Origin of the sequence: Vibrio sp. Isolate32, assembly GCF_022397955.1 — a bacterium.
Classification (GTDB): Bacteria; Pseudomonadota; Gammaproteobacteria; order Enterobacterales; family Vibrionaceae; genus Vibrio.
In genome coordinates this window covers 62,633-86,938 of record NZ_JAKEUQ010000004.1, presented here as the reverse complement: position 1 = coordinate 86,938, position 24,306 = coordinate 62,633, and the positions used below count along the sequence as shown (strand labels likewise).

The 24,306-nt window shown below is 47.4% G+C and carries 34 protein-coding genes; 4 read left to right on the top strand and 30 right to left on the bottom strand.

Going from position 1 to position 24,306, the window contains the following annotated elements; genetic code table 11:
- Positions 1-109 precede the first annotated feature (109 nt).
- Positions 110-376 (top strand): Lpp/OprI family alanine-zipper lipoprotein, encoded by a 267-nt coding sequence (locus tag L1D11_RS04745; RefSeq protein ID WP_239834242.1) that lies wholly within the window; start codon positions 110-112, stop codon positions 374-376.
- A gap of 131 nt (positions 377-507) precedes the next feature.
- On the opposite strand, the gene L1D11_RS04740 is transcribed toward L1D11_RS04745, so the two are convergent.
- From L1D11_RS04740 to L1D11_RS04600, 29 genes are all read right to left on the bottom strand, one after another.
- Positions 508-1,416: a hypothetical protein gene (locus L1D11_RS04740; RefSeq protein WP_239862134.1), complete on the bottom strand. Its 909-nt coding sequence runs from the start codon at positions 1,414-1,416 to the stop codon at positions 508-510.
- Positions 1,417-1,567: 151 nt separating this feature from the next.
- Positions 1,568-2,191: a hypothetical protein gene (locus L1D11_RS04735; RefSeq protein ID WP_239862132.1), complete on the bottom strand. Its 624-nt coding sequence runs from the start codon at positions 2,189-2,191 to the stop codon at positions 1,568-1,570.
- Between the two features lie 121 nt (positions 2,192-2,312).
- Positions 2,313-2,639: a hypothetical protein gene (locus L1D11_RS04730; protein WP_239862130.1), complete on the bottom strand. Its 327-nt coding sequence runs from the start codon at positions 2,637-2,639 to the stop codon at positions 2,313-2,315.
- Between the two features lie 2 nt (positions 2,640-2,641).
- Entirely contained in the window at positions 2,642-2,878 is a 237-nt protein-coding gene (locus L1D11_RS04725; RefSeq protein WP_239862128.1) for a hypothetical protein, read from the bottom strand.
- 144 nt (positions 2,879-3,022) lie between these two features.
- Complete coding sequence (locus L1D11_RS04720; RefSeq protein ID WP_239862126.1) at positions 3,023-3,685, bottom strand: hypothetical protein; 663 nt, start codon at positions 3,683-3,685, stop codon at positions 3,023-3,025.
- A gap of 812 nt (positions 3,686-4,497) precedes the next feature.
- Positions 4,498-4,695: a hypothetical protein gene (locus L1D11_RS04715; RefSeq protein WP_239862124.1), complete on the bottom strand. Its 198-nt coding sequence runs from the start codon at positions 4,693-4,695 to the stop codon at positions 4,498-4,500.
- A gap of 2 nt (positions 4,696-4,697) precedes the next feature.
- Positions 4,698-5,393 carry a hypothetical protein gene (locus L1D11_RS04710; protein ID WP_239862122.1) on the bottom strand — a complete coding sequence of 232 codons (696 nt, stop codon included), beginning with the start codon at positions 5,391-5,393 and terminating at the stop codon, positions 4,698-4,700.
- On the bottom strand, positions 5,384-6,073 hold the full coding sequence (locus L1D11_RS04705; RefSeq protein WP_239862120.1) for a hypothetical protein: 690 nt from the start codon (positions 6,071-6,073) through the stop codon (positions 5,384-5,386). Before L1D11_RS04705 ends, L1D11_RS04710 begins: the two co-directional genes overlap by 10 nt.
- A gap of 13 nt (positions 6,074-6,086) precedes the next feature.
- Positions 6,087-6,623, bottom strand: coding sequence for an adenine glycosylase (locus L1D11_RS04700; protein ID WP_239862118.1), 537 nt, complete (start codon positions 6,621-6,623; stop codon positions 6,087-6,089).
- A gap of 1 nt (position 6,624) precedes the next feature.
- Positions 6,625-6,855 carry a tail fiber assembly protein gene (locus L1D11_RS04695; RefSeq protein WP_239862116.1) on the bottom strand — a complete coding sequence of 77 codons (231 nt, stop codon included), beginning with the start codon at positions 6,853-6,855 and terminating at the stop codon, positions 6,625-6,627.
- Positions 6,856-6,867: 12 nt separating this feature from the next.
- On the bottom strand, positions 6,868-7,677 hold the full coding sequence (locus L1D11_RS04690; protein ID WP_239862113.1) for a hypothetical protein: 810 nt from the start codon (positions 7,675-7,677) through the stop codon (positions 6,868-6,870).
- Between the two features lies 1 nt (position 7,678).
- Positions 7,679-8,476, bottom strand: coding sequence for a phage tail protein (locus L1D11_RS04685; protein WP_239862111.1), 798 nt, complete (start codon positions 8,474-8,476; stop codon positions 7,679-7,681).
- Positions 8,477-8,479: 3 nt separating this feature from the next.
- Positions 8,480-8,980 (bottom strand): hypothetical protein, encoded by a 501-nt coding sequence (locus L1D11_RS04680; protein WP_345779305.1) that lies wholly within the window; start codon positions 8,978-8,980, stop codon positions 8,480-8,482.
- A 19-nt stretch (positions 8,981-8,999) separates the two neighbouring features.
- Entirely contained in the window at positions 9,000-10,187 is a 1,188-nt protein-coding gene (locus tag L1D11_RS04675) for a baseplate J/gp47 family protein (RefSeq protein ID WP_239862108.1), read from the bottom strand.
- Entirely contained in the window at positions 10,180-10,512 is a 333-nt protein-coding gene (locus L1D11_RS04670) for a DUF2590 family protein (RefSeq protein ID WP_239862106.1), read from the bottom strand. Before L1D11_RS04670 ends, L1D11_RS04675 begins: the two co-directional genes overlap by 8 nt.
- Positions 10,512-12,854 carry a phage tail tape measure protein gene (locus L1D11_RS04665; RefSeq protein ID WP_239862104.1) on the bottom strand — a complete coding sequence of 781 codons (2,343 nt, stop codon included), beginning with the start codon at positions 12,852-12,854 and terminating at the stop codon, positions 10,512-10,514. The genes L1D11_RS04670 and L1D11_RS04665 overlap by 1 nt, the downstream gene beginning before the upstream one ends.
- Before the next feature lie 210 nt (positions 12,855-13,064).
- Positions 13,065-13,328: a putative phage tail assembly chaperone gene (locus tag L1D11_RS04660; RefSeq protein WP_239862102.1), complete on the bottom strand. Its 264-nt coding sequence runs from the start codon at positions 13,326-13,328 to the stop codon at positions 13,065-13,067.
- On the bottom strand, positions 13,325-13,612 hold the full coding sequence (locus L1D11_RS04655) for a hypothetical protein (protein ID WP_004742493.1): 288 nt from the start codon (positions 13,610-13,612) through the stop codon (positions 13,325-13,327). The genes L1D11_RS04660 and L1D11_RS04655 overlap by 4 nt, the downstream gene beginning before the upstream one ends.
- A 2-nt stretch (positions 13,613-13,614) precedes the next feature.
- The gene (locus L1D11_RS04650) at positions 13,615-13,845 is read right to left on the bottom strand and encodes a hypothetical protein (RefSeq protein WP_004742492.1); all 231 of its coding nucleotides are present in this window, start codon (positions 13,843-13,845) and stop codon (positions 13,615-13,617) included.
- Positions 13,842-14,354: a hypothetical protein gene (locus L1D11_RS04645; RefSeq protein ID WP_239862100.1), complete on the bottom strand. Its 513-nt coding sequence runs from the start codon at positions 14,352-14,354 to the stop codon at positions 13,842-13,844. The genes L1D11_RS04650 and L1D11_RS04645 overlap by 4 nt, the downstream gene beginning before the upstream one ends.
- Positions 14,351-14,569 carry a TraR/DksA C4-type zinc finger protein gene (locus tag L1D11_RS04640; RefSeq protein ID WP_239862098.1) on the bottom strand — a complete coding sequence of 73 codons (219 nt, stop codon included), beginning with the start codon at positions 14,567-14,569 and terminating at the stop codon, positions 14,351-14,353. The genes L1D11_RS04645 and L1D11_RS04640 overlap by 4 nt, the downstream gene beginning before the upstream one ends.
- A gap of 12 nt (positions 14,570-14,581) precedes the next feature.
- Positions 14,582-15,037: a phage protein gene (locus L1D11_RS04635; protein ID WP_239862096.1), complete on the bottom strand. Its 456-nt coding sequence runs from the start codon at positions 15,035-15,037 to the stop codon at positions 14,582-14,584.
- 3 nt (positions 15,038-15,040) lie between these two features.
- Positions 15,041-16,162 carry a DUF2586 domain-containing protein gene (locus L1D11_RS04630; RefSeq protein ID WP_239862094.1) on the bottom strand — a complete coding sequence of 374 codons (1,122 nt, stop codon included), beginning with the start codon at positions 16,160-16,162 and terminating at the stop codon, positions 15,041-15,043.
- 15 nt (positions 16,163-16,177) lie between these two features.
- On the bottom strand, positions 16,178-16,834 hold the full coding sequence (locus L1D11_RS04625) for a virion morphogenesis protein (RefSeq protein WP_239862092.1): 657 nt from the start codon (positions 16,832-16,834) through the stop codon (positions 16,178-16,180).
- Positions 16,818-17,312 (bottom strand): phage tail protein, encoded by a 495-nt coding sequence (locus tag L1D11_RS04620; RefSeq protein WP_239862090.1) that lies wholly within the window; start codon positions 17,310-17,312, stop codon positions 16,818-16,820. The genes L1D11_RS04625 and L1D11_RS04620 overlap by 17 nt, the downstream gene beginning before the upstream one ends.
- Positions 17,309-17,728, bottom strand: coding sequence for a head completion/stabilization protein (locus tag L1D11_RS04615; RefSeq protein ID WP_239862088.1), 420 nt, complete (start codon positions 17,726-17,728; stop codon positions 17,309-17,311). The genes L1D11_RS04620 and L1D11_RS04615 overlap by 4 nt, the downstream gene beginning before the upstream one ends.
- A 108-nt stretch (positions 17,729-17,836) precedes the next feature.
- Positions 17,837-18,553 carry a phage terminase small subunit gene (gene gpM / locus L1D11_RS04610; protein ID WP_239862086.1) on the bottom strand — a complete coding sequence of 239 codons (717 nt, stop codon included), beginning with the start codon at positions 18,551-18,553 and terminating at the stop codon, positions 17,837-17,839.
- 10 nt (positions 18,554-18,563) lie between these two features.
- Positions 18,564-19,574: a phage major capsid protein, P2 family gene (locus tag L1D11_RS04605; RefSeq protein ID WP_198777904.1), complete on the bottom strand. Its 1,011-nt coding sequence runs from the start codon at positions 19,572-19,574 to the stop codon at positions 18,564-18,566.
- Entirely contained in the window at positions 19,575-20,438 is an 864-nt protein-coding gene (locus L1D11_RS04600; RefSeq protein ID WP_239862084.1) for a GPO family capsid scaffolding protein, read from the bottom strand.
- A gap of 166 nt (positions 20,439-20,604) precedes the next feature.
- On the opposite strand from L1D11_RS04600, the gene L1D11_RS04595 reads away from it, so the two are divergent.
- Genes L1D11_RS04595 through L1D11_RS22705 form a run of 3 tightly spaced genes read left to right on the top strand, consistent with a single transcriptional unit; the run spans position 20,605 to position 23,926 of the window.
- Positions 20,605-22,383 (top strand): terminase family protein, encoded by a 1,779-nt coding sequence (locus L1D11_RS04595; RefSeq protein WP_239862082.1) that lies wholly within the window; start codon positions 20,605-20,607, stop codon positions 22,381-22,383.
- On the top strand, positions 22,380-23,408 hold the full coding sequence (locus L1D11_RS04590; RefSeq protein ID WP_239862080.1) for a phage portal protein: 1,029 nt from the start codon (positions 22,380-22,382) through the stop codon (positions 23,406-23,408). The genes L1D11_RS04595 and L1D11_RS04590 overlap by 4 nt, the downstream gene beginning before the upstream one ends.
- Complete coding sequence (locus L1D11_RS22705; protein ID WP_345779303.1) at positions 23,405-23,926, top strand: ogr/Delta-like zinc finger family protein; 522 nt, start codon at positions 23,405-23,407, stop codon at positions 23,924-23,926. Before L1D11_RS04590 ends, L1D11_RS22705 begins: the two co-directional genes overlap by 4 nt.
- Here L1D11_RS22705 and L1D11_RS04575 read toward each other — a convergent pair.
- Complete coding sequence (locus L1D11_RS04575) at positions 23,918-24,103, bottom strand: hypothetical protein (RefSeq protein WP_239862078.1); 186 nt, start codon at positions 24,101-24,103, stop codon at positions 23,918-23,920. The two genes, L1D11_RS22705 and L1D11_RS04575, sit on opposite strands and share 9 nt — an antisense overlap.
- Positions 24,104-24,306 lie beyond the last annotated feature (203 nt).

Below are 24,306 nucleotides of genomic sequence, written 5' to 3'. Positions count from 1 at the left end.
GTAATACTTTTTGTGCTTAAAAAATTTGTCGCTACAATCAGTGAGGAAGCGACTATATGACAAAGAGTGTATAGCGCAACTTTTGATGAAAAATAATCAAGGAGTTCTTATGAATAAGATGTTCATCGCTGCTGCAGCCTCAGTTTTCATTTTAGCCGGTTGTTCTTCAGAGCCAGAAAAAGCGACCATGTCGAAAATGGAACAACTAACTAACCAAGTTGCTCAGCTTAAAAGCGAAGTCGAAACACTTAAGAGTGAAAAAGCTGCAGCAGAGATGAAAGCTCAAAAAGCTTCTGCAGCCGCGATGGCAGCAAAAGAAGAAGCGGAGCGTGCTAACGACCGTATCGACAACATCGCACAGTCTTACACTAAGTAATACTGACTAGATAAACAATTAATTTAAAATCAATTGCTTACTTTGAGAGCATCCGATTTATGGCGATAAAATGGCGACACATTTTTGTGTCGCCATTTTTGGGTTGCGCATCAATATTAAACAGTTTGTTATTAATTAAACCCATAGTACTTGCCGATGGCTGTAGCCAACAGACTACCAGCAGCACCAACCTTAACATCCCATAACGTTGATGCTGCTTTAGAAACCATTTTGCCCATCCAGCCCGATACGGCTGAACCAAAGTTCCCAGATTCTAGGTTCGCACTATTTTTATCTGCTTCTATTGCAAGTTGAAGTAACTCTATATCATCATCACTAACTTTATTTTGTTTGAGGACTTCGAATAAGGAAGCCATATCATTTTTATTTACGGTATTACGAATAGTTTGCGTGTTTGAATCACCAACTACGATAGTGGCATTATCACCAAAAACTGTATTGTTAAATAAATCTGACACACCAACCTCTTTCGCTCTTGTTTTCATATCACTCAACTCCATTTCATTTGGAAATTTTTCAGACAATTCCAAAACGAAATCTAAAAGCCTAGTCGTAACTTCTGTCAATATTTGTGTCATCGCACCAACAGAATGAACAGCCCAAGCGGTTTCTACACCATAGCTAACATCAAAGCCCTCAGACAAAAGTGGGTAGAACTCAGGTGCGATACTTACCTGTAAATTTTCTTTAGTAGAATACTGCTCGACAACAGCAATGCTGTCCATCAAGTATTTAGTGTTTAGCTGTTCACGTATCTCATCATCTAAGTGCATCAAAGGCAGAGGTTGATTCTGGTATCTGTACACAGAATTACTCAAATTGCCTTTGACTGTAAGATGCAGTTTTCTGTATGAGGGGACAGACTCACGACTTCCATATCCTCTGAGCTCATGATCAACCCAATCTAAAAGCTCTTTCTCGCCTAACTGATGAAGTAGTACTTTTGTTTTTAACAATGCTACTTTTAAGTTGCTTTCGCCAGAACTTAACAGCTGGATAATTTCTTCGATTAACTTCATTTACTTAACAAACTCAAATTTAATGCAACGCCCAGTTAAAGTGTGAGCCACGCTACCACAGCACTCAATTTGAGCACCGTAAACACCTAATTTGAACCAAACCAAAAATGCCAAGCGTGGGAACAACTCTTAAATTGTTATGTGATAATTTCTAGAACAGTACATTCTGCATATTGATAACACCCGCGACTTCCTTGTAGAAAGGTCTGTCGTTTTTATCACATAGTTCAATGAACGCTTTATACGTCGTGCTCTTAGTAAAAAGCAGAGTTACTTCATCAATACAAAACTCAAAATCACCTTTTACTCGCCACTCACGCTCATGTGTCCAGTCAATGATAAAGTTTGGATTTGAAAGATCAAAATTTACGATACGCCACCATTCTGATTTGGGTAAATACCTCTTAGCTTCAGCTGTTTTATCGTATATCACTGGACGACCGCCACTTGTGTACACCTTTTGTTTCGGAAACATGAAACCACAAGGGTGATACCTTGTTTTTTTCGTATGCCCACTAGCTCTCAATTTTTGCTCAAACCAAGTGTTCTGGCAAACTGAGCTCAAAGGTGCATCCTGAAAACAAACTGCTGTGTCTTTACCAACAATAAAGCCTTGTTCAGTAGAGCTACCTTTCAAGGATTGCTCTGTTAAAATTTTAAACATTAGGGCTGCAACAGATGCCTTATCCTTTGCTCGTGTTAGATGGACTAACCCAGTCGAAAGGTCAGAACGCTCAGAATAGCGATTTCGCCAATCTTCAATTTTATACGACATACTTTCCTTATCACATCTCGCCGCTTTAAGTGGTTAGTAACGCAAACCACCCTACCAAAATCATTGTGCCGTAAATACTAAAGCTAAATCAAACCAATAATGCCAAGACGCTTTGATAGAGCTATTCTTGCACCCTTACACGGAGGTTTTCATCACATTTGTAGTGTTTTTCGAATATGCAGTATATTGTTTGAAAAGATACCCAAAAAACAGCAAATGCACCGATGCCAACTGGAATACGTTGATCCGCCAACTGTCCTACAAATGACTCAGGGTTGAAAATAGATATTACCCCTAAATCGACAGATGACACCAAACCAGCAGCAGACAAAATGATGGTAACAGCTTCAGTTAAATCTGTTTTTGTTCGTTCTTTATAAAACGCCAAGCCGATATAAATAAGAACGAGGCATAGTCCCAGAAGAATAAGCTTTGCGATGATATCCATAATTAATCACCACTATTTTTTTTCTTTGTATCAGGCTTATTACGACCAACAATACCACCTACAATACCACCGACAACAGCTCCGCCAACCCCTGGAGCGATCCAATTACCAATGAGTGCACCACCAATAATAAGTGCTGGGATACGTGTACTATCACCTTTCGGGTCCTTTTTCTCCCCGAAGTTGTTGATGGGTCTTTTTATCCCACTGGGGATATTATTATTCGTATTTTTCTTCATAGTTTCCTCTTATAGCCCTAACATCCAATTAAGGGGTGAACAGCACCTTCACTTAAATCCAAATCACTGTGCCATCGACACTAAATTTGAAGTAGAAGCAAAAGTGCCAAGTGTTGCGAATCACTCTTAAACAATCTGTTATACCTAAATTATTTGCAACTCTTTCCTCATCAACTCCATCAGTTCTTTAGCCGTTGCTTGCGTTTCTAATCCAAGGGCGGCCAACTCACTTTGAAATTTTGCAGATAACTCATTATTTTGAGATAAAACTATTTCTAGAAATTTATTCATGAACTCGTTGGACTTATCAAAAGATGCTTTAGTTAAGGCCTCCAAACGTGCGAATGTTTCAATCATCTGGTCGGTTGCGGTGAGTTTTAGTTTGTTAGACTCTGACTGTAGTTTCATCAAGTCCTCCATACCATCGCGCATTACTTCAGAAACTTTTGACCCAAACCAGCACACAACTTCACGCTCTTTTTCTTTGTCTCCAACTTGTGCAGCAGCTAAATAATCTTTGAAATACTGGTCGACAATTGGTTGCATCTTTGCAGGAAGATCTACTTGATACTTTTTACCAAAGGCATCAAGATTAGACACGTATGATTCGTACTGCGTGGCTTTAAGTTCGAATACTTTTTTCCTTCTCTCAGCTTCCACCGACAATTTATGCTTCAAGTTTTCTAACGCTTTGTCATGGCTCTGCTTGTTAAAATAAACAAACAACCCCCAAAGCACGTTAACCACACCGAACGCCCAAGCAAAATAATCAGGGTTTTCCTGAATAACATTGTAAACAGATTCCATACTTCCTCTTTAGGCAGAATAATTCTGTCTAGTATCTTAATGGCGTAAACAATACATCTTTTTTACCATAACTAACAATGATTTAAGATGTATCGTTCTGTACCTACATCCCTAAATACAGATTTTTCTGAAAAACATAAATTGTCCAAATAGTTCTCATGATAGCTTCATACGCTCTAAACACGCTGTGGGACATAGACGAGTTAGATTGATCACTCATAAAGCCTTAAATATACATGGAAAAATCAAGTTTTCCGTCACTGCTTGACTCTCTTTTGCCGTTCTCTTTTTCAGACTAATCCAATGAACAATTTCGAAAAAACAGAATTACTATCAGATTAACGTCAAAGCCTTGTCCTATCAGGCTTAAGCTCCTGAAAGCGGATCTTTAACCCTATACATCAGATCGTTAAAAAGTCTGACAGAAAACATCTTACCACATTTAAAATCAACAACTTAAAAATAACAGTAAGATCTTTTTAGATCGTCACAATTGAAATTTATTGAAAGAAAACGCAATGATAGAAATTCTACTAGGCGCTCTATAATCCATTTTAAGACGCCTAAAGGTTAAGCCGAACCCCTTATCACAAAAGGCTTTGCAGCATCATCACCGCCCCGCCTAACCCCGTCGATTTTCACCAAATCAAAATTGCGAAAAAATCAGTTCGAAAGTGTCGCAGGTGGGGAGGAGGAGTGCGGATTCCGTCACCTGAATGCTACTTTACGTGGCGCTAGCCTGTAGCTACGCATTGGCTTTAGATATAAGAAAAGCGCCCCTAGTGGGCGCTTGGTGATGATGTGGTATGTGTTTAGGTTACTTTGTAGCTTCCGGCTGAGCTGCCGCCCGTGACTTCCACTTGAGCGTTCTGTGTGATTTCATCCACTACCGCATTGGCGATCGCTTCTGCCATCATGCCTGCCATGGCGAACTCACCATCGAGCACGAAGCCTTTGGCTTTCAGTTCTGTTTCTATCTTTTGCTTTAATGATGCTTTGCTTATTGCCATTGCTACTTCCCTGCATAAACGGTGGTTGATACGTCGACATGCGGTTTTCCCATGAAGGGGCAAATGCTCGCGCCAGTACACACGCCTTTTCCGCCATTGAACTTGATGGTGTTGGCGTCTTCGGTGATGTTTTTCGCTTTGATGGTTCTATTGCCTTTGACAGTTTCAGTGTGGTTACCGCCAATTTCTGCGATTCTATCTTCGAGCACTTTGATTTGTTGAGTGAGGCATTCAAGCTTGTCGGCCTGGTCGGTATTACGTTCGAAGTTGCCTTCCTGGTCGACTAATTGATACACGCCTTTTCGCTGTTGATAGCGGCTTTCGCCTTCCTTAATGCCTGGCAGCTTGAACCCAAGGGGTAGCACGCAACGAATAAAGGGCTTGTCGGGTTGGCCAAACATAAACCCGAGCTCAACAATACTGCCGATAGCCGGCGGCTCTAGACGTCCCGCATGGTCACCGAGACCGGGAACTGGAAGTGGTACCGCCTGCAGTGGTGATTTATCTTCATACTCCATGCCCTTTTCATCGAGTAGCTGCACATCCACCGCGTAGTGAGGGTAGAAGCGATCGGATAAATCGCCCTCTTGAGGTAGCTCTGGCAGTGCTACGACCTTTCCCCAACGTGGCAAGTGCCATCGCCCTGTAAACTCAGGGAACAACCTAAAGATGATTCGCTTGATGGTGTTTACATCCATGTCAGCTTCGCCTCCGTCCCTTCAAACTCAACGCCCACTAATCGAAGGCCGTTTATCACAACACCTGGCTTAAGCTTTGGGATAGCCGGTATCTTTACCGACTTGTTGGCCGTGTGGTTGGTCATGAGTGCATTGGGCAACGTGACGGGCTTTTCGGCCCAGAATGAATCAACCCAACTTCCGACATACACTTGGCCGTTGCCTTGCTGCTGCCAGAACAAGTCATCGATGCTAAATGCCTGAGCCAGCTCGTCAATCACACGATAGCCATTGCCATCGCTGTAGAAACAAGGAATGGCCGTTTGGCTGTAGGCTTTCTCCGGTACCACAAATTGCAGCCCCGTTTGGTTGGTGACCTCGCTTAAAAGCTGCATGAGAGTTGGGTGACGCAAGATGATATTGAGCGGCTGATAAAGAATGGCTGCGAGCTCACGGCAGAACACAGTTGACCACCCTTTTTCAGAAGGTTGTACGCGCTCGATGTAACCCAGAAAGACGCGCGTTATGTCATCCCCCCACCCTAAATCAATCGCGATGAGCGTGTTGGGCTCTGGGTTACCTTCCACCGACAGCTCACATCGACCCGGCGTATTGTGACTGAAAACGATGCGGTGGCTTTTTACTTTGGTTTTCTGCTTGCCCACATACGCACGGCAAAGAAATTTGTTATTGATGGTCATGGTTAACCCTCGTTTACGCCAGTGCGTTATCCACGCTTTTCAGCACCTTCATCACGCCAGTTAACTCCACTTGCGTATCGGGCGGCACGTCTTCAGTTTGTCCGGTTTCAACGGGCGTTTTTACGCCCTGCACTTTTTGCTGCGCGGCGGGCTTATCCGGTTGACGCTGTTCGACTCGCTCTGGTACCGATAGGTGTTCGACCAGCTCAAACGACACGCTCCACTGGCGGTGAGATTCTTGTTCATCGGCGCGCACGACGCCTTGGAATTTCACTTGGCGAATCTTTAGAGCTTCTGCGGTTTGGTTACTAATACGATAGATTTGGCGCGCATCGTTGTCTTGGGCTTCCGCCATGCTGAACAAGTGAGTTAATAACTGGCTTTTCGTAAAAGGGATCACGCCTTTCACCGTGAGTATTTTACCCTTGCTGCCCATTTCAGCTTGGTCAGTGGCCGAGGTTTGGCCGGACATGTCTTGTCCAGCCAATTGCTGACGAACGCCAATGCGCAGGTTTTTTAATGGGAGCTGAGCACCATTAAGAATGAGCATACTATCGCCCTGGCTTCAATGGCCATACGACCTCTTCGGCTGAGCTGTACGCCTGCGGTAAGTCTCGCAGTGCTTGCCTGTAGGCCAGATAGCTTTCTTTGGTTTCAGCGCTGAGCGGCGCATCTGGCATCATCACCCAATCGGTTTGAGCAATGAGCGCATCGCGACGCTCTCGAACCTCTAGCCACTCTTCTTCCACTAACCCATCTGTAGTCACAATCAGTATGGTCATGTTGTCCCCTTATTAAGCGTGTTTTTTTGCAATGACTTTCGTGAAATGGTCTTTCAGGTTATACAACCTTGAATGCTTTCGACCTTCTGGCCAAATGCCAGGCACGACGCTCGGCAACGCAATCATGACCACATCACCCACTTCTGTTTTGTCATCGAAAGTAAAATCGACATGTCGATATTTTGAGGCGCCTGGCGTACCTTTCACTACCGTTCGTAGCTGTACCCACTCCCCATTCGTATCCCCTCCCAACCACCTTACTGAAGTTTTACCGATCACTTTGACGTAGCGAAGGAAAGAGGTCGCAGGATCGTATCTGAGATGCTGGTCAGCAATATGGGCGTCATAACTGGTTCGCTCGATGAACGATGTATCAAGTACTCTGATTTTTAATATGTTGAAGGAGCGAGACCAATGTTTGGTGTCTGCGCCTATCCCCATGAAGTCGAGTAAGGCCCTCACTTCTTCATGTCGCTCCACCGCTACTGACCCCGAGACCGCAGGAATCATTTCCAAATGACAACACTCTAAAAAATCCGGCTTAACGCCCCAGCCAATTGGGATTTGATTAATGACACCTTGTTTATTGGGCTGCTTTGCGACATAAAAGTCTCTCATGTCAGCATTGTAATTAATCGCCATGAAGCCCAAGTTATCCGCCGTTGCTTCAATCGCACTTTGTGCCTTTTTTTGTGCGTCCGATACGGACTTATCGATGCCCGCCATTTTCTGATTCACTTCTGCCGCCAACGCCTGACTGGCTTGCGTTTGTTGCAGTGACGCGTTGATGGCCTGAGTTAATAAAGTATCGGTATGGCTCATGTTATTTCTCCATTTCTCTGATTTTTTCATTTAACGTCATCAGCATTTGCGCTTGTTGAATCGCATTCTGTTGTGAAGTGAATAATGCTGTGGTCAAAGACACATCCATATCAAAGCGCCGATGCTCTGCTCGTTGATGTGCCCGACTGATTGCCAGCCTCTGCTCGTCATACTGATGCTCACGCGCGTTCGCTTCCGCGTCCATGACTTCTAAGCGCTGCCCCAAAACACGATTAGCGTCTGACAGCCTCAAGTTTTCATAGCTTTGTTCAACCACCTCCTTTTGGGTCTCAATGAGACCGACGGTTAGCTGAGCAAGCAAGGTGTCCATGTCATCCAGCTTAGCTTCATAGTTAAACTGCCACGTCTCTGGGGTCACCGTGATTTGGGTGATGGCTTGAGCGCCCGAAAACTTCAGCAAGAAGTTACGCGTGAGGTTATTGCCCTCTTCGCCAGTGCGCTCTTGGCTCTTACGTTTGGATTGCACTACCATGTGATTGGCCGACACCAACACCCCTTCTTCGCTCACCAGCCCAAGCCAGTTGAAAGCAAAGTTGCCCACGGTGTTGTCTAAAATCAGCGAGTACACCACCTCATTGTCATTCACGCAGGCACTGCGCGTCGGCGCACTTCGATAGACAATCTGACGACTTGACGGCAGAGATTGGTCGCGTCGTGGCGGCGTCTTCGGGTCGAGGTTAGGCACATGGGCCAACACAAATTCGCGGATCACCAACGGTTGTTTGGCGTGTTGTTTTCGAGCGATCAGCTGCTCGCCTGCCAGAGTAATGACGGCCATAATTTATCCTATTGATGCGCTGTAGGTTTCATGGGTATGACTGAACTCAGCCACCGAAATATGCGGGTACGCCGCCGTGGTCACGTCAAAGCTGTATCGACGGCAGGTTCTGCCATACTGACGAACCAAGGCGTCCATCAAACCAGGGACTTGATTCAAATCGTGGTCTTGCACTTTCACGCTCACCACATCCCAGGGGTAATAACCGAGTCGCTCATCGATTTCGATATGGGGATAGCCCAACCTATCGAACATGGTTTCCCAGCCCACTTCTGAGCCGCCTCCGATAGCAAACGCGTACGCAAAATTCACTCGAATGCGGTAGATGTGCTCGGGCTCTTGTGGCAAACGTTCGATGTCTCGCTGCCAAGCCATCAAGTCCACCAATTCAATCGGGGCGACCATCGGGTCTAGCTGCCTCAGCGGCCACTCCAAGATGTCTTGAACGTGAGACCAATAGCCGAGCAGCGCTTGGCCGAGCTTGTAGAGCTCGCCCTTGCCCATCCAATGCTTGAGCGTAAAGTTAGGCCGTTTCAATGCGTATCTCCAACTGCTTCATTCTTGGCACTTCCATGCCATTGCTCAGGTCCGCATTGTCAAACTCAATCGACGCCAAGACGGGAAACTCACCGTGCAGCTCTTGCGCTAACTTCGAAAAACTAAAGCGCGAGGAAGGCTTGGTTTTGGTCGCCTGATAATCGGTGTTTTGCCTAAAGGCCGAGCCAATAAACAGCGCCATGTCCGCTTTCAGTTGCGCGTTTTCTTCAGCAGACAACAGGCGCGCCACCCAGACTCGACACGTCACCGTGATGGTATTGCCTGGCATGGCGTACACCTTAAGGTCATCGCCATGGCCATGATTGCCTTCTTGGTTGATGTGCGCGTTTAAATCCGCCAGCATTTGCGGCGATGGCTCACCCGAGTCCAACAAGATATAAGCGTTGGCCGAGCCAGGCCCTCGCGGCGCGTTGTGCTCGAAGTAAATGTTTTCGCTGTTGATGCCGGCGCGCAGCATCAGCAATGAGCGATACGCCGCATCGATGTGCCATTTCGCCACGCCACTGAACTGATTGCGAATACGCACCCTCAGTTGGTCGTCGGTTTCTTCATCCGCGCCCGCGTTAATCAACCAATCGGCCGAGTTCACTACGCGGCTAATACCTGGAACCGCCGACGTTAAGACATGGAAGTAGCCTTCGCCTAAGTTAAAGGCGGCGCCATGGTGCTCAGCCTCCACTCTGCCAATGATTGAAGCGGCGTTTTCCGGCAACGTCGTATCTTGGCTCAGTAGCACTCGATACACCGCGCCGTTAATCGGGTCAGTTTGTATCACTGTGCCCTTGGGCACTACTATCGCTGGCCCTTGCTGCGCGGCTCGGTGAATCACGACCTGCCCAACGGCTTTGGTGGCGGGTTTGCGCTTCACGTTGAACTGCCACGCCCACAGGTCGAGCCATTTGTCTTTGGCCGTGGCCACGAACATGTTGGGCAACACGTACCCCACCAAAAAGCGGTTCACTAACCACACCGTCGGGCCAATCACCATGGTTTCAATCAAGCGCCAAAATGGCGAATATTGAGAGTCGTTAGCGATGGTGCTGCCCTGCTTCGCCGCTTCTTCTTTGAGCGTCGCTTTCCACTCTGACGCCTCAAGCGGTAACCCCGCTTTTTTCGCCAGCTCGGTAAAGTTGGGTTTCGGAATATCAGTCAACCTGCACCTCTGTTGTTACGCGGCCAAATTGCACCGTCTCTGCAAAAATATACAATTGCCCATCACTCACTTCTTCGATGCGCACCGTCCCAGGCACCAAACGAACGTCTTCTTCCACTAACAGCTCTAACTGTGTACGCGCATCGGCTTTTTTCGCGGGGCTGCGCTCAGCAATCAAGTGGATGGCTACGTTGCTTTCAATGATCGCGTGTTTGATGTCTTGAGCAATGACCGCTCGGTCTTGGATCAATACAGGGTTTCTACCTGCATCGAGTACCACGTCACCGTTTTCAATTAAGATGTCTTGATACACGTACTCCGCCATTAGCCTGCCGCCATTTCTAATTCACTCGCCATGTCTTGTGGGCTGCTCATGTAAGTGGGGTAAATCGCCACACCGCCGTAATTGGTTGAACTCGTTTGATAATGGGCAATGCTCTTGGCCGCGCCACCTGGCTGGACTTGAGTGTGAGGCACTGCGCTTTGCACAGACTTGGATTTCACCGGCGTGGTGTCCTCCTCATCACCCAAACCAGGCAACCAATCAACCAGCCCTTTGAGGCTTTCCCAAATGCCCGCTAATTTATCGGTGAACCAACTGAACACGCTGCCAAAGATATTGCGCATCGCGTCAGCCATTTGGCCAATAAAGGCAAAGCCGCTGGTATCGGTAAAGCCACTCATTACCCATTGCCATCCCGCCGATAGGAAATTGAAAAGGGTTTGAAATGGCAGGGTGATAAGAGTGATCGCCCCTTCTAATAATTGGAACCACGTCGTGTCATGCAATGAAGCGATCAATGTTTGCCAGCCCAACGCTAAGTCAGCAAAGCCTTGTTTTAAGCGCCCGACCATTTGCTCAATAAAGGCAAACCCGCTGGTATCGCTAAAGCCGCTCATTACCCATTGCCAACCGGCAGCAATGGCTTTAAAGACAAAGGTAAACCCATTCATGAGAAAACCTATCGAGCCAATGACGCTCGCAATCACCCAGCCCACGCCTGTTGCCACGACACCGACCACATCCAACACACCTGATAACACCGACCCAATCGCTGAAAAGCCGACTTTCATGGTTTCCCATAACACCTGAAAACCGCGAAGTAGAACGTCGCCCAGTATCTTGCCCAGCTCCATCACGATATTGAGCAAAGGCTTGAACGCATCAAACAACATCGATACCGCCCGCATAGCTGCATCAGCGATATATTCAATGGCCTTAAATACCGCGTTATCCCCCAACGAGGCTTTCAAATCATCCCAGTAATAAATCAGAGCACCCACAGCGGTTACTGCAGCTATCAACGCCCCCACAATTAAAATAATCGGATTGGCAGCGATGGCGATGTTCGCGGCGAGCATCGCAGCACGAAAAGCGCCTAAGCCTTGAGTGAGCAAAGCGCTCACTCCCGCGAACAACTTCATGGTAAGCAGGTAAGTGGCCATCACTTGTTTGCCCACTCCCATCATCAAGGTAAATGCACCGCCAGCTGCCGCAGCACCTAAAATCGCCATGGCTGCAAAGCCAATGTATTTAGATAGGTTCGGGAACATCTGAGTCCATTGAACGATGGCGGTCGCGCCTTCGGCCATGCCGCCAACAACAGGCAAGATGGCAGGAAGAAGCACAGAGCCAAAAGCTGCACTGATGGCAAACACGCCTTGCTCTAACCGCTCCCATTGGTCGGTCATGGCGCCCGCCATTTGCTCAGCCACATCAAGTCCTTTGACTTTGCCGAGCTCGTTTATTGACGTGGCGAGCCCATCGGTGTTTTGCATCAATAGTTGGATCATCGCCGACGCTTCTTGCGTGCCAAACGCTTTGCTCAGCTCTGCGGCTTCGGCAACCGAGATGGTTTCCCCGTAGCGTCCCTTGATTTGGTTCAAGATATCGATCATCGGCAGCATTTGACCTTGGGCATTGGTGAACTGCATGTTCAAGGCGGCTTGCGCTTTGGCCGCGCCGGCTAAGAACGCGCGGTATTTAGTCCCCGCTTCACTGCCGCTCATGGTGGACTGCAACGTACCTAAAATCGCCATCTGTTCGGTCATCCCAACCCCCACCGATGTGGCGGCGGCGCCTATTGAGGTGAACGCCGATGACATACCATCGCCCGTGGTTTTGAACATCTGCACCGCTTTGGCCGTTTGACCACCCAGCATATTGACCCAATCCGCCTTCCCCATCTGGTTGGCGGAATGTTGGAAAATGCCGTACATGGTGCCGACATAGTTGGTGATGGTTGCTGTGTCCGCTTTCGTTGCGGCAGCCAGTACCCCTGACGCGCGAGTAAACTGTGGGAGTTCATCGCCCCCTAACCCCGAAATGGCCGACTGAATATCATAAGAGGCGGCCACAAAATCGGCGGCTGACTTGCCATAGTCCACCGCAAACTCCAGGGCCGTATCGCTGAGCTGCTTAAGCTGCTCATCCGCTACCCCGAGAGATTTCACCTCACCTAACGCCCTGTCCATTTCAATGGCGGGCATTAAGGCTTGTTGCAGGGCAAAGCCCGCGCCCACCATACCAGCGGCGCCCGATACCATGGTTTGCGTCCCTTGCTTGTAGGTGTTCGTGACATCGGAGAGTTGGCGCTGAATGTGGCCCAGAGGTTTTGAGATCTGGTCAATCAATCCAACTTGAAATCTAAGAGCTTCTGGTAACATTCACTTCTCTCTACTGACCTAATCGCTAACCACTAAAGGCTTTGGCTACACCGCTGGCGGTGACAGCTTGCATGTTTTCCCAATGGTTCTTCTCCAACCAAATCGCATAAGCCAGGTTCTGCTCGGTATCGGGCTCATGGGGTAGCCACTTGCGCCGCCACGCGTACATCTTTTGCCTGTCGCTGCTCTCAATAACAGCGACAAGCCCATCTATTTTTTTACCGAGATGGAAAGCTTAGGTGCGTACTCTTTCAGTACTGCACCGTAAATCTGCGTTGCTGCACCTGGGTTCTGCTGAGTAAGTGCACGCAGAGCATCTTTTGAGCCTTCACTCACACAGCTCATCAAGAAGTTATGTGCCGCGCTACTGGCATCACCTTGCAAGATGGTGTTTTGAGCGTCGTCGTACTCAGCTGGCGTTGGGTTGAATTCAAGATCTGCCGTACCAACAGTTAAAACAATGGGTTTTGTCATGCTGCTTCTCGCTCTGTTTTATCTAACTTTGCATCTAGACGGTCGAACCGTCCGTTAATTGATTCTTTCAAATCATCTACGGCTTCCCGCAGTTCGTGTTTGGTGGCGTACTTTTCTGCTACATCACCGCGTTGTCGCTCTATAGCCAGCTCACAATCATGGATACGGCGGTCATGGTCTCGGGCTGTGGTTTGCCCTTTATCCGTTCTGCCAAATACCAGATTGATAATGGTGATGACCAACGCAATAACCGCCACTCCCACCGATAACCATGATGAGTCCATCGCTATTCCTTCTGTGGAATTTCCTTCAGGCGTTTGCCTTGAAGAGAGGCAATCACATCGTCCACGGTCTCTTGAATCACGTCGTTGGTACTCAAGTCACGAAGCGCTTCAAGCCCCCAAATAATGGTGCGAGACGCGAATCGCTCAAGCACCACTTTCCATGTAATTTGAAGAAACAGCCCTTTCAAAATTTCGAATAAGGTTTTGCCGATGATCCCCGTTAAAAAGCTCATGATTGCTCTCCCATCATGGATAAATAAGCGTTGAGGTAATCCGCTTCTGTGGCTTTTCCTGCGGACGTATTCCAGTACTGTTTGGCGTAACGCGCTAACCCTTCTAGGTCATCCGCCTCTGGCAAGGCTTCTGGGAATCGGATCAGATTCAAACGCGCCGTGGCTACCGCAAACTGAGGGGAAATCACCATATAGTCCGCATCCTGTTTTTCGACGGAATCGGCGGTCAACGGCGCAAACATCGAAAGCGCATCCAACAAGTGAGGCCGAGTTTTTCCTAGCCATTCAATCAACCAGGCAAAGGTGGCTGGCTCCATTTGTGTAAACCCAAGTGCTGGGCCTCGCACCTGCTTAGCGTAGGTCAATGCACCGGATTCATGGGCCACAATCATCAAAATCAGATTGATGGCGGCTGGCGTGTTCAGCTTGCCGTGCCCACCGGTAACCATATCTAAATGGTCGAGCACCGGCTTAATCACATGCTCTACAAAGAGCTTTCCTAATTTCATCGTTTCATCTTCTCCAAATCGCTTTGACAGTGAGTGCAGTACTGACATCCCACGATGTGTTGGCGGCGAGCTTCAGGGATGGGGTCGCCGCACTCGCCACATTCCTGCGCGCTCTCCCTTGGTGTTTTCGGCTTAGCACTTGCCAATTGGTTGGCCAATGCCACCTCTGTGAGTTGGGCTTCAATGTCACAGGCATGGTCGATAACATCTGGCATCCTGCCTCCTTACTACTGAACCAGATCTGCGGTTTCATCGGGGCGCAGGTATGGCACGCCGTTGATTTTCACAAAGTCTGGGCTGGTCACTTCGAACGGCAGCTTATGGACGAGCGCACTGCCTCCGTTGGTGTCGGCGTCGAGTAAATCCGAGATCTTTATACGACAGCCAAAGGCTTCGATTTTCAGTTCGTCTTTATCAATCTTGCCGTAGAACAGGGCATCAAAGTCCGGCATACCACGCCAGGATCCGACACCTCTAGCAGCCTTGCTCAACTGATTAAATTGCTGCGTGGTAAGCTCCATCTCGCCGCTGGCTTCGACATCGCCATCAACGTAACCATCCGGCACCCCTGAGGTTTTATTGACGGCGGAATTGTCGGTAATCGAGAGGCTGACCTTTTGCGCTTTGAGCTTGTAGTCGCCCATTGAAAAATGCATGTTCTTACCCGAAATTCGCATGCTCATGGATTAGGCCTCCGTGTCGGCTGGGTTAGAGAGATCGAGACCAATATTGACCACGATGTGTTTTGGGCAGTTGTGTGGGCGCACCATCAAACCAATGTTGACTTTGGTTTTGCTCATCCACTGAATCGACACGTCTTCTTCACGCGGTGCCATGATTTCGCCAGGGAACGGGATCCCTCCAATCTCGGTGGTCTTCGACATGTCACGCATGTCTTTGCTGAAGTAAGTGCGATTGAGCTCGATACTCGGTGGCGTCGAATTGAGAATGCGATCGGCAATGCGACGAATCGCTTTAATACGCACGCGGCGGTTCAACTTGTGAACGGGGCGAACGTACTCTAAAAATTGATAATCTCCGCCTTTGGTTTCCAGTGTGGTGGCGTCAGTCCAGTACACCCCTTCCATATCGGCGTACCATTGCGGCAAGGAGTAACGCGCATTAGCCAAGGCCGAAATGGTGCTCATTTCCAGTGGTTTGCCGGCGCTGTCGATAGGCATCTCACCAAGACCCAAAACACTGCCCGTGGCCACTCGCATTGGACTATCAGCCACGGTCACCGCGCGATCACATAAACGACCACCCAATACCCCGATGTTATTGCCATTGAGCATAGGAACGGGCGTGACCATATTGGCCGATACGCCATTGACCAACGTCAACAGACTGGTTTCATATTTGGCCCAGGTTTGCTTACTCTTATCGATGCCAGGACACGCCGCCAAAAAGAACACCCAACGGCCCAGCTTGCTGGTGAGCTCAGTTGCTTTGCTTTGCATCGCTTGGAAGTCCGCTTTGCTGCTTACCACATCGACAACGCACACGCCTTCGAACGAATCGGTTCGATTGGCAATATCGACGGCTTCCTGCCACGTTTTACCCTCAGCGAGACCAAACACAGCACCTGTCCAATTCTGCTTTCCATTAAGCTGCGCGGCTTTCAGGTTCGCGCCCAGCAAGTCATCCGCGACGACATCATCAAGGTTGGTCATGTTGTTGACGCGTGTGACTTTGCCTTGCAGCGCTGCTTTATCGGTGCGCCCGATATACAGCAGGTGGCGTTCAATCTCTGGGATCCCGCCTTGCCCTAAATTGAGGTTGTTGACCTCGACCTTTCCGGTTGCCATTGATTGTTTCCTCGCTTATTTTCTCGTCTTGGCCTGCTCAAAGATTTTTATGAGTTGGCGGGTTACTTCGCTTTCTTTACTGCCTAATATCTGGCGCTCGACTAAAGGGATATCCCAAGCGGTGACACTGGGCTGATTGCTCAGCTCTCGGATAATTTGCCCAGCTTGGCCATGGCTAACAGTGGCCATCAATAACTTGAGTGAGGGTTTCTTCCTTCCCTTGCCACTCTTTCGCGCGACCGTGTAACCCAGCTCCCTCAGTTTTCGCGCTTGTCCTTTACTGCAAGGCGCACTGAAGTCGGGGGTTCCCCAACGCTTTTGCATTTGGCGCTTGGTCATTTTTTGCTTTTGACCAACGTGATGCCTGGCTGCAATTCTTGCGGTGAGCTTGTTGCTCCAAGTTAGGTCAAGCATGTTGGCGTTTCGTACATAAGGGGTTAATCCCTTCGCCATACGGCGCATCACTTTGCCGCGCTTCTTCCCTTTTTTGGGGGCTAAGGTTTGCCCTCGAACGTCCTTTTGTTGCTGAATGCGTTTGCGTGTATTGGCCTTTTCCCAACGGCCAAGGGTTTTCAGTATCCAAACTCGCTTTTTGGGTGGTAGTGCTAACATGGCCAACTTTTCTTGCAGGTTGAGCACATCCCTTCTATTCGCACTAATCGTCGGTTTCATTCACCAACTCCGCTTCTTCTGCGGTGTAAATCTCCACGGCTTGAACTCGGTATTTAATTCCGCGCCAGGTAATCATTCCGGCTTCTGAATCTGGTACCAACTCGATAGGTTCCATCAGCTCAAGCTCTATGCTCACATCAGCGACTTCATTGCTGATCACATCCACCGATAGCATGGGGTCTTCGAGCTCTTGCTCGTTTCGGTCTTCTTCATGGTCGCTTAACCAACAGGCAACCAGAGCTAACAAACAACGTGGGTCTAATAACTGGTGAGGAAACTCCTCCACCGAAATCACAGCGTTATATTTCCAGTAACAGGCGATATAACCATCGTTCCCACGGTCTTCACCGCTTGGCACTATCGAACCGTTCTCTTGCCAAGCATCAATTTTGTTATTGAGCACATTGCTATTTAAGTGACTAACGATGTAATCCGTTAAGTGCTCAAGCTTGGTTTTGTTGTAAACCGTGTCGCTCATATAGCTTCAATTCCGTTTGCACTGCGGCCAAGCAACAAACGAACATCTTGGTTACTCTGAGTAACAAAACGTGCCGCCTGTTCTGGTTCATCAGTTGCCACGCTTTCCCCTTCCTTACGGCGATCTTGCGTGGCGAACTCTGGCAATAGGTCAGCGTGGGCCAAACCATAAACCGCGCGCTTATATGCGGCTATTTTGGCTGAGCTTAGCAGTGGCGGAAAACCGTCAACCAACAGGCTTGCAAGTCTTTGTTGGATATTCATAGCCGCAATTCTCACGGCAGCAGCCATAGAATCGTTATCAAACGTATGGGGAATACGGCGCAGCTTGCGGAATTCATCGGTCGATAAATCTGGCCAACCTTCACCTTGCATGGCGGTATTGGCTGCACTAGTAATTTTTCCACCAAAGCTCATCACGATTCCTTCTTTGAATAAGTGCACCTCTAGCCACTGGGTCGACGAGTCACAATGAGCTTTTGCTATTGCACTCTCGCCAGCCGAGGCGCGGTGGCGTAGGAGTTTTTAAAGATTCTTGCCTTCTTGAATGGCACGAATACGTTGTTCAATTTTCTTAATTTGGGTACCCACACCCACTTTCTGGTGCTTATCTTGAGCGTGTTGAAGCAGAGCCAAAGCCTTTTCCAACGTTTCCAAGTTGCCGATTGCTGTCGCTTGCGGTTGGCCTTTTTCATTTCGAATCAGGTATAAGCCTGCAAACTTGAACCATTTGGCATGAACCTTCTCGTGTAAGCGCCAACCTTTCTCGACCTTCTCAAATACTTGGGAGAAGTAAGGTTCAATTGAATTTCCACGTTCCGATTCGTTTTCAGCCCAAGCAAGTACTTCATCAGCACAGAATGTCGGCCAGTCACGGCGGAAGTTCTCTGGCGTTGGCAAATCACGTTCGATTGCCGTCATACACCACTCAATCGCGGTATCTAGCTCTTTAATATCGAATAGCCAGATCACCAAGTTGGTAAAAATTGGGTTTTCGAACTGCTCACCACTTTCTAAGTAACTTTGAACATACGGCTTGTATTTCGGGACTAAGACATTGCGCTTATGCTCGACACGATCAGCAATCGCATTGAAAGAACGCAAATGCTTGCGGTCTTCTTCGAAGTCAATCAGCTTGATGTGCAGGCTATTAGTGTCTGCAACAGAGACGGTCTCTGGCGCAGACTGGTTAGCTTGCTTTTCAAGAATCTGTTTGCGCTGTCTTGCTAATGAACTAACCATTGTTCACCCCTTACGCGGCTGCCGCAGTGTCAACAACTGTGACCGCTTCGATTGCAGCAAACTTTTTAAGGTTGCCCACAGCATAACCTTCCATGCGGATGTGGTTTTGCTTAAAGCGAAGCTCATCTTCATCGTTCTTCTGCTTGCGCCACTGCGTCCCTTCTTGTGTAAGGATTTGCAGATTCTTTGTATTGGTTACCCAAATTTGATTAGCAGGGAAGAACGGAGGCGTGTAAGCCTTTTTACCCGCAATCGTCTTAGCTAGGCTTTGCGCCGCTTTGTGCTCAGTTGGGCTATCTGCTGCTTCAAGCAAACGGTGTTGTTCAGCCGCCACCAAATCAGAGCCAACCAACACAACAAGATCAGGGTCTTGGCGATGCTCTGGAGCAATGGTTGTATTGATTAAGTCCTGCACCAACGAATCAAGGTTTTTGTATGAACCTTGGGTCGCACCTGTTGGATCAAGGTCGGCTGACGCTAGCACTTGAGCTGCTGCTTTCTCTTTTACAAGTTTTAACCAGCCCTTGTTCACATCTTGCCCTAGCGGATTGGCAACTGGGTCGGTTTTGGCTGCGATAGATGTACCATTGAAACCAATACGCAGCATGTCTAAGGCAAAGCGACGAGAGATAGCGTTTTTCATCATGGTTAGCCACTCGTTCTTTGAGCCTGAGTTGGCCCACTGAGTCATGGTTTCCCACATAATGTGTGCGCCTGAATCGGTTTTTGTCAGTTCGTAGGTATTACCACTTTGGCCCACTTCAACACTAAAGCGCCCAGTATCGGAGCGACCTGTAGACAGGCCATCATCACCCACATCGACCACTTGGCCTTTAATTTGTTGAACAGGCAGTAGTGAAACCATTCCAAGAAACGCATCAGACTGCATAATTGCTTGGCGCAGCTTAGTTTCCATTGGTGGTGTTAGGTTAAACGTCTGTGTGCCCTGTGGAGCGTTTGCCGCTGATAGCGTTGCTGTGCAGAACTCTAGTAAATAGGTGGTTGATATTGCATTCAGCATTTAAATCATCTCCGTGGTTGAGAATTTGTCATCAGCACCTTCGCCCTTTGGCTCTTGGCCAGGTGCTTCCTGTGAAAGTTTGTTGAACTGGGTTTCGAGACCCTCCACTTTCTCAAGAAGCGGTTTGAGTTTTTTATCCAGAGTGGCAGAGAACTGTTCGAACACTTGGCTTTGTTCTTGTTCTTCTACTGGTTCTTCTGGGATTTCTGCATTGAGATTGAATTCTTCGGCCAGTTCTTTTTTGAACTCACCTTTGAATACAGAAAACTGCTCTTTCAGTGCTGCTTTAAGTTGCTCTTCAGTCACTTCGGTATCCTCGCCTATTGATGGAGTTTCTGGCACTTCATCGCCAGAAGAGAAAAATTCATTGAATGCCGCAAAAAAGCGGTCTTTCTTGGTGAAACAGGCTGAAAAGTCGATTTCTTCAAGTGCACTGCATTTAAGTTCGGTTGTTTCACCTTGCTTACGAGAGAATTGAAGTAGCGAAGTACCTGTGGAGGCTGGGGAGTCAGTCGCAGCTAGGCCCATTAAGTAACAACGCCCTTCGCCCTTGTAATCGGGGTTTGGCTCAATGGATGTGAATAGCTTTTGCTTTTTACGGTTTGCTTCAAGCATGTAATCGTTAGGCTCAAGCTTTGCAAACAAACGCATTTTGCCGTCTTTCTCTTCCGCTTTAAGCTCTACTACCTTGCCCCAGTTTTCACCGAAACCATAAAAACGACGGTGCTCTGGCCAAATCAATGCTGGGTATTCCTCAAGCGAATAGTTCTCCGCCATTTGAGTTAGCCATTCACGGGTAATTTTGCGCCCGTCTACGGTTGGCCCTTCTGTCGCTATGATTTTCCAGTCACTAATTTTTGGCATTTGCGCTCTCAAGTTAGTTATTTACATCTCTGTTTGAGCAAACAATACGCCTTTGAATAACTGCTTTCAGCCACTTCAATTCCTAGAAATTCGGATTTTATCCAAATCCGAAGTCATCCGAATTTTGCTTAGTCATTTCAGAGTTTTCGGGGCGTATGATGCAGCTATGGCATATTCAGACGAAATAAAAGAGGCCGCGAAAAAGCTTTATTTACGCGGATTACCTCCAAAAGAAATAGCGGCGCAACTTAACCTAAATAGCGACCGCATCATTTATACCTGGGCGGAGAAATTCGGCTGGGCTTTGTTGCTGAACGAACTATCTGTAGAAGAAATGATTAACCGCCGTTTGGCTGTGTTAATTGATAAGGACGAGAAAACCGATCAGCAGCTTAAAGAGATGGATAAACTCATAGACCATCACGTTAAGTTGCTAAAAGCGAATGCCGATGCAAAAGCCAAAGCTGAACGCATGCTTTCGCAAGGCAGCTCGAAGACTAATGGTTCTGAACCAGCTAACCAAGGCCGTAGCGGTAGCAACAATCGCAAAAAGAGCCGCAAGAAAAACAGCATTGAGCACCTAGCCGAAGAAGACTTTAAACGCTGGCATGAATCGCTATTCGAATATCAGCATGTCATGCGTAACAACATTAAACAGCGTATTCGCAACATTCTTAAATCACGCCAAATCGGCGCGACTTACTATTTCAGTGGTGAAGCGTTAGAAGATGCAATTCTAACGGGCGATAACCAAATATTTCTTTCGGCTTCTCGCGCTCAAGCGGAAGTTTTCCGCAGCTACATTATTGCCATTGGTAAAGAGTTTTTAGACATCGAATTAACCGGCAACCCGATCATTCTTTCTAACGGCGCAGAACTACGTTTCCTATCAACCAATAGCAAAACAGCCCAGAGCTACCACGGCCATGTGTATGTTGATGAATATTTCTGGATACCTAAATTTGATGAGCTAAACAAACTCGCTTCAGCAATGGCTACGCATAAGAAATGGCGTAAAACCTACTTTTCTACGCCATCATCGAAGATGCACCAGGCTTACCCGTTTTGGACGGGCGACCAATGGCGTAAAGGCAAAGAGTCTCGCACCAATATTGAATTTCCAACCTTTGAAGAATATCGCGACGGTGGCCGACTCTGCGACGATAAGCAGTGGCGTTATGTTGTCACCATTGAAGATGCCGCTAATGGTGGTTGTAACCTATTCGACATTGACGAACTGCGCGAAGAATACAGCCAAGACGACTTCAACAACCTGTTTATGTGTGTTTTTGTCGATGGTTCGCTTTCTGTCTTCAAGTTCTCTGATCTTGAAAAAGGCATGGTGGATGCAGCCCACTGGCAAGACTTCAAGCCAAATAACAAGCAACCTTTTGCCCGTCGAGAGGTTTGGTTAGGTTATGACCCATCTCGAACCCGAGACAATGCCTGTTTGGTGGTTGTGGCACCGCCTGCAGTATCGGGTGAAAAATTTCGTGTATTGGAAAAGCACTATTGGAAAGGTCTCAACTTCCAGTATCACGTTTCGGAAATCGACAAAGTATTTCAGCGTTACAAAGTCACTTACATTGGCGTTGATACCACGGGTATTGGTGGCGGTGTTTGGGACTTAATTTCTAAGAAATACCCGCGCGAAGCTCACGCAATCCACTACAGCAACGAAAACAAAAACCGCCTTGTGATGAAGATGATCGACATTGTAGAAGCCAAACGACTTCAATTTGATGCCGAGCACAAAGATATTGCTATGGCATTCATGGCAATTAAGCGAGTACCGACCGCCAGCGGCAACGCGATGACATTCAGAGCGGAGCGCAGCCAAACCACAGGCCACGCCGATGCATTTTGGGCAATTTCTCACGCCATTATTAATGAGCCGTTAGATCACTCAACACCAACTAAATCAACTTGGGCAACCGCAGCATGACCGAGCAAAGAGAACCTTTAGTCAAACAAGAAGAACAAGCACCCGAGTCGGTCTACCACATCGACTCCGCTCCTGAAGCTATCGACTCTAATAGTTGGATGACTTCCTACTCAGATTTGTTTTACAACGATTCCGATAACTATTGGGAACCGCCAATTTCGCGCAATGGATTAGCCGACATTGCCAGAGCCAACGCCTATCATGGCTCTTTATTGATTGCCCGGGCCAACTATGTCGCAGGACGATTTCAACAAGGTGGTTCGACTCGGCGCAGACACATTCAAGCCTTTTGCCGCGATTACTTCACCTTTGGTGATGCCGCTTTCTTAAAAATCCGTGATGGCTTTAAACGTGTGGTGCGCTTGCATCCGTTACCGGGCATGTACTTACGCAAACGCAAAAACGGCAACTTCGTTATTCTTGAGCGAGACAACCAACAACGAGAATACCGCAAAGAAGATTTGATCTTCTTACCTCAGTACGACCCGCAACAACAAGTTTATGGATTACCCGATTACTTAGGCAGCATTCAGAGCAGCTTATTAAATAAAGATGCCACGCTATTTCGCCGCCGATACTACAAAAACGGTGCTCATATGGGCTTTATCTTCTACGCTTCTGACCCGAACCTAAGTGAAGAAGACGAAAAGAAGATGAAGGAAACCATTGCCAGCTCTAAGGGCGTGGGTAATTTCCGCAGTATGTTTGTAAACATCCCAAACGGAAAAGAGAAGGGTATTCAGTTAATTCCGGTTGGTGACATTGCTACTAAGGATGAATTTGAGCGGATTAAAAACATTACCGCCCAAGATATTTTAGTGGGTCATCGCTTCCCGGTAGGTAAAGCAGGAATCATTCCTCAAGGCACTACCAGTTTGGGTGACCCGATTAAGATTGGCAGCGAATACGCCAAAGATGAAATTATTCCTGTTTGTGAACTGATTATGGATGAAGTGAACAGCGACCCAGAGCTCCCTAAACGGCTCCATTTGAAGTTTGATACCGATAAGGTAACAACAGTATGAAACTGTACAAAAACACAGCCATTGACGTAATATTATGCTGTCAGTCAGTTAAGTTAGGTCAATGTATGCGAGTGTATTGCAAATGTGGTGAACGCGCGATTATAAGTAGAAGCATCGCTAAAGATGCCAATTGCGCAGATTTATCTTGTTCCTGTTCTAACCCAGAATGTGGGCATACCTTTGTGAGTTCTATCGGCTATCGCCACTCACTAAAACAGTCAAAACTTCATTTCGGAATTGGCGCAACTAGCAAGCCGTCTTTGTTTGGTAGTCGCATTACTTGCGGTTGTGGCGAGCGGGCGGTGATTAATAAAACCAACCGCCTATCGAACGACTGTGCAGATTTATATTGTGAGTGTAAGAACCCAACTTGTGAACATCAGTTTGTTATGTCTTTGTATTTTTGTCACACGCTAAGTCCATCATCGAAAGACACCGATGAATTGACGAACTGCTTAATCAAGATGTTAAAGCCTGGACATCGAGACCATTTAAAGGAGCAGTTAGCTTTATTTTAATAAACCCTCATAATTAGGCCCGGTAACATGGACAGCTTCTAGCTGTCCTTTTTTATGGGCAAGAATCAATGAAATTAAGAACATGCCAATGTCTTGGTTTTCTTCGTGGTTCCCGCTTGTATCCTCAGCCAAAGCGCATAAAACAAACGCCTCCGCATTATTATGTAGTTCAGACATTAAGCCTCCCAACTGACGATTTACTGTATATTAATACAGTAGTTTTACCTGTACAAATTTAATTACTTTTTATGTGGTCAACTACACTTAGATAATTCAATGACTTTTGCAGCTAAGTCTAAAGACAAAACAACTCTAATCATTTGAATTATTTAGCATGCATCTAACTGCTAACCTTGACTGGCTTTTCATCCATCAAAAAC